Source organism: Aeromonas lusitana (assembly GCF_002812985.1).
Classification (GTDB): Bacteria; Pseudomonadota; Gammaproteobacteria; order Enterobacterales; family Aeromonadaceae; genus Aeromonas; species Aeromonas lusitana.
Window position 1 is genome coordinate 1 of sequence record NZ_PGCP01000043.1, and the last position, 13,484, is coordinate 13,484.

11 protein-coding genes and 1 riboswitch are annotated in these 13,484 nt (G+C 61.9%); of the genes, 4 read left to right on the top strand and 7 right to left on the bottom strand.

Annotated elements, in window-relative coordinates; all coding sequences use genetic code 11:
* The first annotated feature begins 300 nt into the window (after positions 1-300).
* Positions 301-789, top strand: a complete 489-nt coding sequence (locus CUC44_RS19865; RefSeq protein WP_100861594.1) for an RNA recognition motif domain-containing protein — start codon at positions 301-303, stop codon at positions 787-789.
* A 4-nt stretch (positions 790-793) separates the two neighbouring features.
* On the opposite strand, the gene murI is transcribed toward CUC44_RS19865, so the two are convergent.
* On the bottom strand, positions 794-1,582 hold the full coding sequence (gene murI, locus CUC44_RS19870; protein WP_100861595.1) for a glutamate racemase: 789 nt from the start codon (positions 1,580-1,582) through the stop codon (positions 794-796).
* A gap of 114 nt (positions 1,583-1,696) precedes the next feature.
* A complete protein-coding gene (locus CUC44_RS19875) occupies positions 1,697-3,529 on the bottom strand; it encodes a TonB-dependent receptor domain-containing protein (RefSeq protein ID WP_100861596.1) in 1,833 nt (610 codons plus the stop codon).
* 50 nt (positions 3,530-3,579) lie between these two features.
* A riboswitch (cobalamin riboswitch) is annotated at positions 3,580-3,755 on the bottom strand.
* A gap of 313 nt (positions 3,756-4,068) precedes the next feature.
* Between CUC44_RS19875 and purE the strand changes: the two genes are divergently transcribed.
* Together purE and CUC44_RS19885 are read left to right on the top strand one after the other, a co-directional pair.
* Positions 4,069-4,578 (top strand): 5-(carboxyamino)imidazole ribonucleotide mutase, encoded by a 510-nt coding sequence (purE, locus tag CUC44_RS19880; RefSeq protein WP_100861597.1) that lies wholly within the window; start codon positions 4,069-4,071, stop codon positions 4,576-4,578.
* Positions 4,575-5,699, top strand: a complete 1,125-nt coding sequence (locus CUC44_RS19885; protein WP_100861598.1) for a 5-(carboxyamino)imidazole ribonucleotide synthase — start codon at positions 4,575-4,577, stop codon at positions 5,697-5,699. Before purE ends, CUC44_RS19885 begins: the two co-directional genes overlap by 4 nt.
* A 72-nt stretch (positions 5,700-5,771) precedes the next feature.
* Here the strand turns inward: CUC44_RS19885 and CUC44_RS19890 are convergent, their stop codons facing one another.
* From CUC44_RS19890 to leuE, 4 genes are all read right to left on the bottom strand, one after another.
* Positions 5,772-6,965 carry an L-lactate MFS transporter gene (locus CUC44_RS19890; RefSeq protein WP_167388963.1) on the bottom strand — a complete coding sequence of 398 codons (1,194 nt, stop codon included), beginning with the start codon at positions 6,963-6,965 and terminating at the stop codon, positions 5,772-5,774.
* A gap of 108 nt (positions 6,966-7,073) precedes the next feature.
* Positions 7,074-7,817, bottom strand: a complete 744-nt coding sequence (locus CUC44_RS19895) for a LytR/AlgR family response regulator transcription factor (RefSeq protein ID WP_100861599.1) — start codon at positions 7,815-7,817, stop codon at positions 7,074-7,076.
* Between the two features lie 73 nt (positions 7,818-7,890).
* Entirely contained in the window at positions 7,891-9,564 is a 1,674-nt protein-coding gene (locus CUC44_RS19900; protein WP_167388964.1) for a sensor histidine kinase, read from the bottom strand.
* 174 nt (positions 9,565-9,738) lie between these two features.
* Positions 9,739-10,377, bottom strand: a complete 639-nt coding sequence (gene leuE / locus CUC44_RS19905) for a leucine efflux protein LeuE (RefSeq protein ID WP_100861600.1) — start codon at positions 10,375-10,377, stop codon at positions 9,739-9,741.
* A gap of 346 nt (positions 10,378-10,723) precedes the next feature.
* On the opposite strand from leuE, the gene CUC44_RS19910 reads away from it, so the two are divergent.
* On the top strand, positions 10,724-11,944 hold the full coding sequence (locus tag CUC44_RS19910) for an MFS transporter (protein ID WP_100861601.1): 1,221 nt from the start codon (positions 10,724-10,726) through the stop codon (positions 11,942-11,944).
* Between the two features lie 233 nt (positions 11,945-12,177).
* On the opposite strand, the gene CUC44_RS19915 is transcribed toward CUC44_RS19910, so the two are convergent.
* Positions 12,178-13,362, bottom strand: coding sequence for a BaiN/RdsA family NAD(P)/FAD-dependent oxidoreductase (locus CUC44_RS19915; protein ID WP_167388965.1), 1,185 nt, complete (start codon positions 13,360-13,362; stop codon positions 12,178-12,180).
* Positions 13,363-13,484: the final 122 nt, after the last annotated feature.

Here is a 13,484-nt window from a genome sequence, read left to right on the forward strand (position 1 = left end):
GCATTATAGGGAGCGGCGCCGGGATGACAAGGCATTTTTTGAAGAAAGTCACGGAAACTTCAAATTATCCAATTAGAAACAGCTTACCCAGTGTATATATACAGTGTTATCCACAAGCCAATGATTTCAGCTCTGTTTTATTGGTGTTTTACTAGGTCTTCCGGGCTCAAGGAATGCCATACTGAAGCGGATAATGTGTCCCGAGTGGTCCATGGTAGCGTCCGGTCGTAAAGCTGGTTACCATGGAGGTGAATAGAGTGTTGCACCTTTTTTGCTTTCATTTACAAAAGGTCTTTAAAGATGAATTTATCCAAGTTTCCCGTTTATGTGCAGGCTGCCGTACTCGCTCTGGTGTTGGCGCTGGTTGGTTATCTGGTTGCCCAGGCCCTGCAGTTTTCTTTGAAAGCCGAAGTGATTTTTGCCGTGGGTCTGGCCATTGGTGGTTTCATTGTTCCGCTGTTCCTGAACAAGGCACCTGCGACGCTGGCTGAATCAGCAGCCAACCAGGAGACCTGCACCTTATATGTAGGCAACCTGCCCTATCGCGCCAACGAGATCGCCGTGCGTGAGCTGTTTGCCGAACAAGGCCAGGTTATTTCCGTCCGTCTGATGAAAGACAAGGCCACCGGCAAGCGCCGGGGCTTCGGGTTTGTGGAGATGCCAGCCACCGACGCGGCCAAGGCGATTGCCGCGCTCAATGACAAGGAGTATCAGCAACGCACCCTCAAGGTACGTGAAGCGAATGACAAGCGGGACAGGGATGAGCGGGAAGACGGCGTCGACGCCTGATACCTCAGAACACCACCTCTTGTAGTGATGACAGCCCCCAAGCTTGCAAGGGGGCTGTTAGTTTCCGGGCTTCCATATCGAGCCGGGTACAATAGGCCTTGCCCCAGCCTGCATCTGCCTGAGCCGATACGTTGCTCGCCAACAGATGCGCTACCCTCCTCGCCACCGCATTGCCCGAATCCACCAGCTGGCACTCAGGCATCAGTTGCCGGATCTCGTCATTGAGCAGCGGAAAGTGGGTGCAACCCAGCACCAGGGTATCCGGAACCTCTTCCCCTTCCATCCAGTCCGCCAGCACCTCTTTCAGCAGCGCCATGTTGACCGGTCGGCCCGCCAGCTTCTGCTCGGCCTCGATCACCAGCTCGGTCACTCCCTTGAGCAACACCCGCTTGCCCGGTGCGAACTGGGCTATCAGGGTATGGGTGTATGCACGGCTGACGGTACCCGGGGTCGCCAGCAGGCCAATGCAACCATTGTGGGTCAGGGCGGCGGCGGGCTTGATGGCGGGCACCACCCCCACCACCGGGATACTCAGCACCTCACGCAGGGAAGGCAGCGCTATGGTGCTGGCGGTGTTGCAGGCGATCACCACCAGATCGATGGCGTGCTCGGCCACCATGTGGCTCACCAGGCGACAACAGGCGACGATCAGATCCGGCTCGCTCAGCTCACCATAGGGGAAGTGGGCATTGTCGAAGCAGTAGACATAGTTGTGTGCCGGCAGGGTGCGACGGATCTCGCGATAAACGGTCAAACCGCCCATGCCTGAGTCGAACACTAGAATATTGGCCACCTGAGCTCCCCCTTGGATGCGAGGCGGCGATCATACTCCCGCGAGCGGCCAATAGAAAAGGCCCCGCACATGGCGGGGCCTCGCTTTTTCCTCTCTATATAAGCAGAGGTGGGATCAGAGACGGTAATCGGCGGTCAGCTTGAACTCGGTGCCCGGTGAGGCATAGCCATAAGCCGGCACATAGTCACGGTCGAACAGGTTGTCGATGCGCCCACCCAGGGTCAGCTGAGGCAGCACATCGTAACTGGCCCCCAGGTTGACCAGGGTATAGGAGCTCAGCACCACTCGCTCGGCGGGGAAGCTGTTGAAGTTCTTGTCATCCCGCTTGCCCACGTAGAGCAGCTCGGTCGACAGATCCACCGGGCCCAGCTGTGCCCGGGTCAGCCAGCTCGCCTTCTGCTTGGCGCGGCGCAGCAGTTGCTGGTCACCATCGTTCTTGTCCTCGGTCTTGGTGTAATCGAAGCTCAGGTCATGATGCAGCGGACCCGTCTCCAGCCCGACCGCCACTTCCACACCCCGGATCTCGGCATCCGTGTTATCCGGTTTGCAGGTGGAGAAGGCGCTTTGGCAGGCGATCAGGTTCTGGATCTGGTTGCGATACAGGTTCAGTGACCAGTCCCAGGCGGTATAAGTGCCGGAGAAGTCCAGCTCCAGGTTGTTGCTCTCTTCCGGCTTCAGGTCCGGGTTCTCATAACCTGGGTAATAGAGGTCGATGAAGGTAGGCGCCTTGAAGGCGGTGCCATAGCTCAGACGCACATTATGGTTGTCATTGATGTCCAGACCGGTGGCGGCGGCCCAGGTGTTGTGGCGACCATACTGCTTGTTGTCATCGGTACGGCCGGACAACTCAAACTGCAGCGCCTGCCAGCGGTAGCTACCCACGGCGAACAGACCCGTGTTGTCGCGATCCGGCGCATCGAACCCTTGACCATAGCTGCGGGAGTCAGACTTCATCTGCTCTTGCTGCCAGTCGGCACCGCCGGTCAGCAGCAGACCTTCGACACCGCTCCAGCTGTTGATCCAGGAGAAACGGGTCAGACCGGTGTGGATGGGCTCGGCACTGGACTCCCCGTTGCTCTCCCACCAGCTCTTCAGCTTGTTCTCGCCGTAGCTGGCTTCCAGCCGGCTGGTCAGGGCACCGCTCTGGTATTTGAGGCCACCATCGTACTGGAAGGCCTGCACCCGGCTCTGATCCGCCGACATATAGGGATCGTCCATCTCGGTCTGGTTGTCATAACCTTGGGCATTGAAGTCGGCGCTCCAGGCCTCGTTGAAGGCGTGGTTCAGACCGAACTGGCCGTTCAGGCTGTCAAAGCCGTCCCGATCCGGCTGCTGGGCACCGGCGACCACGTCGAAGCCGTCGGTGCGCTCATAGCCCACCAGCAGGTTCATGTCGGTCTGCTCACCCAGGGTCTGCACGGTGCGCACCTGACCCTGACCGTAGCCATGGCTGCCTACCCCGCCCTTCAGGTGGGTCTCGCTGCCGTTCTTGGCCGAGGTCTTGGAGATGAGGTTGATGACACCACCGATGGCATTGGCACCGTAGACGGCGGCGCGCGGGCCCCGGATGTATTCGATGCGCTCTATGTTGCCGAGGGGGATCTGGCTCAGATCCGGCGTACCGGCCACCATGGCGGCGATGGGACGACCGTTCATCAGCACCAAGGAGTGGTTGGAGTTGGTTCCGCGGATGAACAGGCTGCTGACATTGCCACGGCCACCTAGCGTGGTGATCTGCACACCCGGCAGGGTTTTCAGCAGATCCGGCAGGCTCTGCACCTGACGGGCCTCGATCTCGGCACGATCGATCACCATAACGGGAGCGAGGACTGTGCTGGCGGGTTGTTCCACCCGGTTGGCGGTCACCACCATGGTGTCGTTGGCAATGGGAGTCTGGGCGAAGGCCGCCGCCGGCAACAGGGCAGCCGCCAATAATGTCTTGGACATGAGAGATCCTTAAGTTCGCGTAAGCATCTTCCGTGGCCGGTTTCTCTCGGCCCGAAATACGAACTTTGGCAGGTCTTCGGGCTCGGGGGCTGATGGCCTATGCGACGGCTTCCCACCCGATGGCAGTGCCTGATGTCGCTTCGTTCCCCCTTACCGCTGCGCGCCAGCTCCGGATTTTCACCGGATTCCCTATTAAGCATGATGCGCCAAAGCGGGGGGATTATAGGCAGAGTCGAACTGGATGTATAGCCATCTGGATTTCTAGATCAACATCTTCACCTCACCACGCCATGACCACAGCCAACCCCGCCAGGCAGGATCAGTCAGTGGCAGGGATCCGCTGCGTCACCCTGCGCTTTGTGACACAAGTCGTTGAACTGTTTGATGTTGGAGGCGGGCTAGCCAAATGACGGCTCCCCGGGCCAACCGGAGCAGCCTCTTAGCCATGAGCCAAGATGCGCTATCCCGTGAAATTTTGAACCGGCCTGCACGGCTTTTTGGTAACATATGGCAAACGTTTGACATCCAAGGAAGCCGTAATGACGAACCCCCCTTTGATCGGCCTGGTGATGGGCTCTGACTCCGACTGGCCCGTGATGCAGGCGGCCGCCCGCATCCTCAAGGAACATGGCGTCCCTTACGAGGCGCGGGTGGTCTCGGCCCACCGTACCCCGGACCTGCTGTTCGAGTATGCAGCCAGCGCACGCGAACGCGGCCTGCGGGCCATCATTGCAGGGGCTGGCGGTGCCGCCCACCTGCCGGGCATGTTGGCCGCCAAGACCACGATACCCGTGCTCGGCGTGCCGATCCCGACCCGTCAACTCAAGGGGATGGACTCCCTGCTCTCCATAGTTCAGATGCCAAAAGGGGTGCCGGTCGCCACCTTCGCCATCGGTGAAGCGGGTGCCGCCAACGCCGGCCTGTTCGCCGTCTCCCTGTTGTCGGTCGCCCAGGACAAAGACGCCCCCCGCTATCAGCAGCAGCTCGACGGCTTCCGTGCCAAGGAACGCGATCGGGTGCTGGCCCTACAACTGGAGGAGCCGGCATGATCTTGCCTCCCGCAACCCTGGGGATGCTCGGTGGCGGCCAGCTCGGCCGCTACTTCGTCATGGCGGCCCATCGCCTCGGCTATCAGGTGGTGGTGCTGGATCCGGATCCCGCCAGCATCGCCGGCGCCGCCGCCGATCAGCAGATAGTGGCGGCCTATGACGATGCCGAGGCCCTGGCCGAGCTGGCCCGTCGCTGCGTCGCCGTTACCTGCGAGTTCGAGAACGTGCCGGCGGCTTCCCTGGCCCTGCTGGAAAAACACTTGCCGGTGCGTCCCGCCGCCAGTGCGGTGAGGGTGTGTCAGGATCGCCGGGAAGAGAAAGCCTTCCTGACCCGCGCCGGTGTTCCGGTCGCCCCCAACCTGACCCTGCTCCCCAATGAACCCCTGCCGGCCCTGCCGGATACCCTCTTCCCCGCCATCCTCAAGACAGCCCGCGAGGGTTATGACGGCAAGGGACAGTGGACAGTCACCAACGGCGCCGAGCTGACCGCCGCCCTCGCGACCAGCGGCGTGCCCTGCGTGCTGGAGAAGCGGCTGCCGCTGGAGGGGGAGTTTGCCCTGACCCTGGCCCGCAGCCCGAGCGGCGCCATCAGTGCCCTGCCCCTGGTGCAGAACTGGCACAGCGGCGGCATCCTGGATCAGACCCGATCTCCCGCCAATGTCCCGACTCTCGAGGCCGAGGCCAAGCGCATCGCCGAGCACCTGATCGCCGCCCTCGACTACGTGGGCGTGCTGACGGTGGAGTTCTTCCTGGTGGACGGCAAGCTGCTGGTCAACGAGATGGCCCCCCGCCCCCACAACTCCGGCCATCCCAGCATCGACAACGCCGGCTGCTGCCAGTTCGAGCTGCAGGTGCGCGCCCTGTGCGATCTGCCGCTGCCCAAGCAGGCCGAGGTCCAGCCCGCCATCCTGCTGAACCTGCTCGGGGATCTGTGGCAGCACGGCACCCCGGACTGGGCCGGCGCCCTGGCCCTGCCCGGGGTGCACCTGCACCTCTACGGCAAGGGCGAGGCGCGCCCTGGTCGCAAGATGGGTCATGTCACCGTCACCGGCCAGGATTGGCAGACGGTGGAGGCCCATGCCCGTACCCTGCGCGCCCTGCTGGGGCTGCCGCCGCGCTGAGGCCAACCCCTGAAATGCAAAGACCCGGGCCAAGGCCCGGGTCTTTTTTTATCGGCTGAGAAGCGAGAGGGATCAGGCCCTGTCGACCGCCGCGACGGGAGCCGGCAGGCGGATGGTGAGGGAAAGCACCAGGGCCACCACCATCAGCACCAGGATCAGGTTGAAGGTCGCCATGAAGCCGCCGAACAGGGACGCGACTATGGAGCCTATGATGCTGCCAAGCCCGAAGCCCAGATAGATGACGCCGTAGTTCTTGGTCAGGTTGTTCAGGCCGAAGAAATCGCTCACCAGGGAAGGGTAGACGGTGATGGTGCCGCCGAAGCTGAAGGCCACACAAGCCACCGCCACGAAGAACAGATTCGCGTTGAGGGGCACGAACAGCAGCAGCCCCATGCCGCACAGGGTGATGACCTGGGCAATGGTGATGACCCGGATGCGGGACATCTTGTCGGACAGTATGCCCAGCACCAGACGGCCACCCAGGTTCGCCATGGCGATGATGGCGACGGCGTTGGCTGCGACAGAGCCCGGCAGACCCACCATCTTCTCGCCGATGTCCTTGGCCACACCGATGACATAGAGGCCGCTCATGCAGGCGGTGAGGAACATCAGCGCCAGCATCCAGTATTGCGGCTTGCGCATCGCCTCGGCCAGGGTGAAGTCGCGGCTCTCGGCCTGTTGCAGGGAGGCCGCCTGCTTGGGCGCATCCTTCATCAGCATGCCGCCCACCAGCACCATGGACATGGCGATCAGGCCCCACAGCTGGAAGGTGGCTTCCAGGCCGTTGTTCGACAGCAGCAGCAGGTTGATGTACTTGAAGCCCAGGCTACCGAGGCCGTAGGCCCCGATGGAGCAGGAGGAGATCAGCCCCTTGCGCTCCGGGAACCACTTCACGCAGTTGGAGAGGGTCATCAAATAGCCGGTACCGTCGGCGAAACCCACCAGTATGCCGGCGCAGAGGTAGAGCATGGCCAGGTTGCTGGCATGGGCGGTGAGGAAGAAGCCGATCCCGAGCAGCACGCCGGCCCCCAGGGTGACGTTGCGCACCCCGAACCGCTCCTGCAGCTTGCCCGCCATGGAGGAGGCGACCGCCAGGGAGAGGCTGAGCAGACCGAAGGCGAAGGCCACCTGGCTGACCGGCTCGTCCAGCTTGTCGGAAAGCTGGGCGTTGAACAGGCTCCAGGTGTAAACGGAGCCCAGGGCGAACTGGGTGATGATGGTACCGATCAGGGTCAGGTACCGGGTGCGATTCATCTCTTTGGTCATGATGCGCCTCGGGCGGTGGACTCGGGAAGTTGAGCCCACTATAGGAGCGGCGCATGAATTGCAGATCGATTAAGGCATGAAATGCAGATCGGCGGGAATGAATGACAATCAGAGCCGCATCAGCTGACGGAACGCCTTGATGTTGCTGCGGCTAACCGGCACCTCGAACGGCAGATCATGGAGCCGGATGAGGTAGGTACTGTTGAACCAGGGCACGATTTCGCGGATCTTGTTGATGTTGACGCAGTAGGATCGATGGCAACGGAAGAAGCCCTCTGCCGGCAGCCGGCTGACAAACTCGCTGATGGTCATGGTCATCACGTAGCGATCGGTGCGGGTGTAGACATGGGTCAGCTTCTCGTCCGCCTCCACGTAATAGATCTGCTCGCAGGGGGTGACTATGATGCGCTCCCCCTTCACCAGGTTGACGGTGCGGTTCTGACTCGGGCTCCCCTCCCCGCTGGGCTCGGTGCCCTGACTCGGCTGCAGCCGGCCGGCGTGCTCCAGCTTTTGCAGCAGGCTGATGAGGCGCGGCTCGTTGTAGGGCTTGAGGATGTAGTCAAACGCCTCCAGCTCGAACGCCTCCACCGCGAACTCCTTGTAGGCGGTGACGAAGACGATGTGGGGCGGATGGCTCGACTTGTGCAGATTCTTGGCCAGCAGCAGGCCGTCGATGGAGGGCACCTGGATATCCAGGAACACCACGTCCACCTCGTGATCCTGCAGGTACTTGAACGCCTCCAGCCCGTCCTCGAAGCTCGCCACTATCTCTATGGTGCTGTGTTGATCCACCAGATAGGCCAGCTCTTCCCGGGCCAGGTATTCGTCTTCGACTATGATGGCTCTCAACACGACCTAACCTCCGAACGTGACAAACAGGCCAGCGCCTCTCGAGTCATATCTTCCTTCTTTATATGGATGGCGTTCAGCACGGCATGGCCTCCGGATCCGGCAGGTAGAAACAAACTTCGGTACCGGGTTCGAGCCGTTTGAGCTGCAGGCCGTCGCCGTACAGCAGCTTGACCCGCTGATGAACGTTCATCAGGCCTATGCTGCGACTCTCCACCCGGCCGGCGGCCACCCCATCGATCACCGCCTGGCTGATGCCGTAGCCGGTGTCGCGCACCGCCACCCGTATGCCGCCCGCCAGCTGTTTCACCTCTATGGTGACCCGGCCCGGCGCGCTGCGGGGCTGGATGCCGTGCAGTATGGCGTTCTCCACCAGTGGCTGCAGCAGCAGGCTCGGCACCTGAATATGCACGTCATCCACCTCGAACACCACCTCCAGCTTGTCGCCGAACCGCGCCTGCTCGATGGCCACATAGTCGCGCACCTGCTGCAGCTCCTCCTGGATGTCGATGAGCTCGTCCCCCTTGTTGAGGTTGTAGCGCAGATAGTCCGCCAGGTTGGCGATCAGCTGGCGCGCCTGTTGGGGGCGGATGCGGATCAGCGACGAGATGGCGTTGAGGGCATTGAACAGGAAGTGCGGGTTGATCTTGCTCTGCAGCGCGGTGAACTCCGCCTTGCGGGTCATCTCTTTCAATTGCTCGATGCGCGACACCTCCATCTGGGTGGAGATGAGCTGGGAGAGGCCCACCGCCATCTCCCGCAGGGAACTGGTGATGCTATGGGTACGGCGGAAATAGATCTTGAGGGTGCCGCTGACCACGCCGTTCTCCCGCAGCGGGATGATGATGACGGAGTGGAAGTCCGACAGATGGTACTGGCGCAGATCGTTGTTGATGATGATCTGATCCAGCAGCACGGCTCTCTGGGTCATGTCACTGATGGCGTGGTGCTCGTCCAGCTCGTAGTAGCCCTTGCCGATCCCCACGTAGGCCAGCACGTCACGGGTATCGGTGATGGCCACCGCGTCCGCGCTGATCTCGCGCCTGATCACCTCGCACACCTGGCCGAGGGAGTGACGATCGATCTTCTGGAAAAACGGCAGCGTCTGGTTCGCGATATCCAGCGCCAGCTTGGCCTGCTTGGCGGCGATCAACTCCTTCTCGTCGTCCAGGTCCTGCACCAGCTTGATGATGAGGCCGATACACAAGGTCCCTGCCATCATGGGATAGGCGATATGACTGACAATCTCAACCCCGATAGCATGAGGCTCTGTCAAAATCCATATAAGCAGCATGGTCAACCCCTCACAGGCCATGCCCGCCAGGATCCCGTATAGCCAGAGCCGCGACTTGCGGCAGCGCAGGTGCAGCCAGGTCGCCAGCAGGCCGGCGATGATGCTGGCGATGAGGCAAGGGATCGAGGTGTGACCGTCCATGTCGATAAGGTAGCGGTGCAGGCCTGAGATGACCCCGGCCGGGATGCCGACCCAGGGGCCGAACAGGATGCCCCCCGAGATGATGGCGATGATCCGCACGTTGATGAGGGCCCCCTCCACCGGGATGCCGGTGTAGGTGCTGAACACCGCGAACAGGCAGAAGATGGCGGCAACCATCACCAGCTCGGCCGGGGTGTGATCCCGCTTCTGGAACAGGCGCTGGAACGGCCGGGTACGGGTCAGCAGGAACAGCGTCATCAGCATCAGGGCCGCCCGCTCAAACACCGCCAACAACATCATCTGATTTTCGAGCATGGCCCCTCCGGCCGGCGGCCACCAGGGCGCACTATAGGGTGTATGAAGGGCTGCCAGAAAAGAGAGGACACATCGAAATGGCAGCGCTGGAGGCCCCAGTTTACCTCAGACGCCCCGCCAAGGGAGCCACTGCGTTGCAGGCTGGCCGGAAGACCGTCAGCCTGCCGGAGGAATTCAGGGAGACAGGGTCGCTAGCCTGGCCGCGAACCCCATGAAGAAGAAGCCGATCAGGCCGTTGCCGAGGCGCGCCAGCACCTGCTTGCGGCGAAAGAAGCTGGCCATCAGGGTACCGCCGAAGATCAGCAGGGTCAGATAGACGAAGCTCATGGCCTCCAGCATGCCCGCCAGCACCAGGTAGGAGATCCAGGTGTGGGCATAGTTGAAGTCGATGAACTGCACGAAGAAGGAGACGTAGAACAGGATCGCCTTGGGGTTGGTCAGGCTCAGAGTCAGCGCCTTGCCAAAGTAGTTTTCCCCCAGCGGTGACTCGGCCTCTTGCTCTCCCTTTTTGGCGATGAAGTTGGCATGGAGGATCTTGATGCCCAGATAGAGCAGGTAGATGGCGCCCAGATAGCGCACCAGGGTGAACAGCAGCGGCGTGGTGCGAATGAGGGAGGCGATGCCGAGATAGGCGCAGAAGATGAGGATGGCATCGCCGACGAAGACCCCGAGGGCGGCCTTGTAACCGGCACTGATGCCACGGGTCGCCCCGGTGCGCAGCACATAGAGGGAGTTGGGGCCCGGCGCTATGATGATAAAGAAGAGACCGACCAGATAAGTCCAGACGTTGATTACTCCCAGGCTCTCAAACATGGCACACCGCCATGGACTTGGAAGACAGCCCGATCAGGCAGGTCCAGACATTGATAACCCCAAGACTTTCAAACATATACTCCCCCGATGGAGAAGGATCCGGTCAACCGGGGTCCTTCCCAGATGCTGAACATGTGACCGTCCCATACTAAGCCTCCACCAGCAAAGCACAAGGGTGCAACCTCGTGAGATGATCGGTCATCTGGCGGTTGGCGGCTTAGGGGGCTTGCCCATCCGTCATCTCCCCTTTGCACATAGGCTGACATCCCGCGCATTTTTGCTGTGTCCAGACGGACTGGGATCAGGCATGGTAGAGGGATCCCCAACACAACAGACACACCCACTCATGGAAAAGAGCCTCAGCACCGACAGCCCACTCGCCGCAGCCCCAGTGGCCGAGACCCAGCACGGCACCAGGTACTCGGTGATCGCCGCCATCAGCTTCTCGCACCTGCTCAACGACATGATGCAGTCGGTGCTGCTGGCCATCTATCCCCTGCTCAAGCTCGGCCTCAACCTGTCGTTCGCCCAGATAGGTCTCATCACCCTGACCTACCAGTTCACGGGCTCCCTGTTGCAGCCGCTGATCGGCCTCTACACCGACCGCAGGCCCATGCCCTATTCTTTGCCGTTCGGCATGGGGTTCACGATGCTGGGACTGTTGTCGCTGTCCCAGGCCGACAGCTTTGGCGCCGTGCTGCTGTCGGCCATGCTGATCGGCATGGGCTCGTCGGTGTTCCATCCTGAATCCTCGCGGGTCGCCCGCATGGCGGCCGGCAACCAGCCCGGCCTGGCCCAGTCCCTGTTCCAGATCGGCGGCAACCTGGGATCGGCCATAGGGCCTCTACTCGCCGCGCTCATCATAGTGCCCCAGGGACAGGCCAGCGCGGCCTGGTTCTCGCTGTTCGCCCTGGTCGGGGTCGTCGTGCTCAGCTTCGTCGGGCGCTGGTCCAGCCATCATGGCGCCAGCTTCCACAAGCGGATGAAGGCCCATGCCGGCAACGGCCTGAGCCGCCGCCAGATCGGCTGGTCCCTGGCCATCCTCGGCTTGCTGATGTTCTCCAAGTTCTTCTACATGGCCAGCCTGAGCAGCTATTACACCTTCTACCTGATGGACAAATTCAGCCTGTCGCTGGACAGCGCCCAGCTCTATCTGTTCGCCTTCCTGTTCGCCGTTGCGGCGGGCACAGTGCTGGGCGGGCCTGTCGGTGACCGCATCGGTCGCAAGCGGGTGATCTGGATCTCCATCCTGGGAGTCGCCCCCTTCACCCTGCTGCTGCCCCACGTCGACCTGTTCTGGACCTCGGTGCTCTCGGTCATCATAGGCCTGATCCTGGCCTCGGCCTTCTCCGCCATCCTGGTGTACGCCCAGGAGCTGGTGCCCGGCAAGGTCGGTACCATCTCAGGCCTGTTCTTCGGGTTCGCCTTCGGCATGGGGGGCATAGGGGCGGCCCTGCTGGGCCAGCTGGCCGACGCCACCAGCATAGAGACCGTGTACCAGCTCTGCGCCTACCTGCCGCTGATCGGCCTGCTGACTGTGTTTCTGCCGACCATGAAAAAGGGCTAGCCACCGATGGTGATGCCAAGGCGTGCCACAGCGGATAAAGATGGGAAAATCGGTGGGATAAGGGGAGAGGCCGCGAGCCGCGGGATAAGAAACGAAGGGTCTGGCGTGCAGGGAGCAAGCCGCCCCTGAATCCCTCGACGCAGACGGCCAGTGCCAGCCGCAGCGTCGTGAATAAATCAGGCCGCCCTATGGGGCGGCCTGATTTATCTGGATGACTCAGCCAAGAGGGCGCGTCAGCAATACTGACCGGCGACCCAGCCCGATGACCAGGCCCACTGGAAGTTGTAGCCACCGAGCCAGCCGGTCACGTCCACCACCTCGCCGATGAAGTAGAGCCCCGTCACCTTGCGCGCCTCCATGGTCTTGGAGGAGAGCTCATTGGTATCCACGCCCCCTAGCGTCACCTCGGCGGTGCGATAACCCTCGGTGCCGTTTGGCAGTATGGGCCAATCCCTCAGCAGGTTGGCGATGGCCGCCAGCTCCCGCTCGTTGTACTGGCGCATCGGCTTGTTGACGAGCTGACCCAGCTCCACCAGCTTGTCGACGAAGCGCTTGGGCAGCTCGCGACCCAGCACGGTTTTCAGCTCCTGGGCCGGATGAGCCTCGGCCCAGCCCTTGATGGCAGCGGGAATATCCAGATCTGGCAGCAAATTGATATGAATCTTCTGCCCAGGCAGCCAGAAAGAGGATATTTGCAATATGGCCGGGCCCGAGAGACCGCGGTGGGTGAACAGCATGGCCTCCTTGAAACTGGTGCCGTCTTCCGCGGTCACCACCACCGGCAGGCTGACCCCGGCCAGATCGGCGAACGCATCCTTCTCGGCCTGATGCAGGGTGAAGGGCACCAGGCCGGCGCGGGTCGGCAGCACCTGGAGGCCGAACTGCTCCGCCAGCTTGAAGCCATAGGGAGTGGCACCGAGCTTGGGCATGGAGAGGCCGCCGGTGGCCACCACCAGGGAGTGACAGCGGATCTCCCCCTTGCTGGTGTCGAGCAGGAAGCCGTCGTCCCCCTTGCTGACGGCGAGCACCTCGGTCTGGTACTGCTGGGTCACCCCGGCCCATTCACACTCGGTGAGCAGCGCCTCGACTATCTCTTTCGCGCTCTCGTCGCAGAACAGCTGGCCCAGGGTCTTCTCGTGATAATTCACCCCGTGCCTGTCTACCAGATCGATGAAGTCCTGCTGGGTGTAGCGCGCCAGCGCCGACTTGCAGAAGTGGGGGTTGCCCGAGAGGAAGGCATGGGGGCCGGCCTGATGGTTGGTGAAGTTGCATCGGCCGCCGCCGCTGATCAGGATCTTGCGACCGGGCTTCTTGGCGTTGTCCAGCAGCAGCACGGAACGCCCCCGGTAACCGGCCTGGGCCGCACACATCAAACCGGCCGCACCGGCCCCGATCACCACCACATCCACTTGCATCATCACAACCTTGTTTATCAAACGATCACGGAGCAGGGCCCGCAGACTGCGCACTTTCATGCCTGACGGCATGGCCCCCTCCATAGAAAGCGCCGTCATCAGGGCACCAACCGAGGTCCAGTGTG

Bases quoted from the DNA above. Each gene is read 5' to 3' on its own strand.
- CUC44_RS19865 (WP_100861594.1), top strand. From the start codon at position 301: ATGAATTTATCCAAGTTTCCCGTTTATGTGCAGGCTGCCGTACTCGCT.
- CUC44_RS19875 (WP_100861596.1), bottom strand. From the start codon at position 3,529: ATGTCCAAGACATTATTGGCGGCTGCCCTGTTGCCGGCGGCGGCCTTC.
- purE (WP_100861597.1), top strand. From the start codon at position 4,069: ATGACGAACCCCCCTTTGATCGGCCTGGTGATGGGCTCTGACTCCGAC.
- CUC44_RS19885 (WP_100861598.1), top strand. From the start codon at position 4,575: ATGATCTTGCCTCCCGCAACCCTGGGGATGCTCGGTGGCGGCCAGCTC.
- CUC44_RS19890 (WP_167388963.1), bottom strand. From the start codon at position 6,965: ATGACCAAAGAGATGAATCGCACCCGGTACCTGACCCTGATCGGTACC.
- CUC44_RS19900 (WP_167388964.1), bottom strand. From the start codon at position 9,564: ATGCTCGAAAATCAGATGATGTTGTTGGCGGTGTTTGAGCGGGCGGCC.
- leuE (WP_100861600.1), bottom strand. From the start codon at position 10,377: ATGTTTGAGAGCCTGGGAGTAATCAACGTCTGGACTTATCTGGTCGGT.
- CUC44_RS19910 (WP_100861601.1), top strand. From the start codon at position 10,724: ATGGAAAAGAGCCTCAGCACCGACAGCCCACTCGCCGCAGCCCCAGTG.
- CUC44_RS19915 (WP_167388965.1), bottom strand. From the start codon at position 13,362: ATGATGCAAGTGGATGTGGTGGTGATCGGGGCCGGTGCGGCCGGTTTG.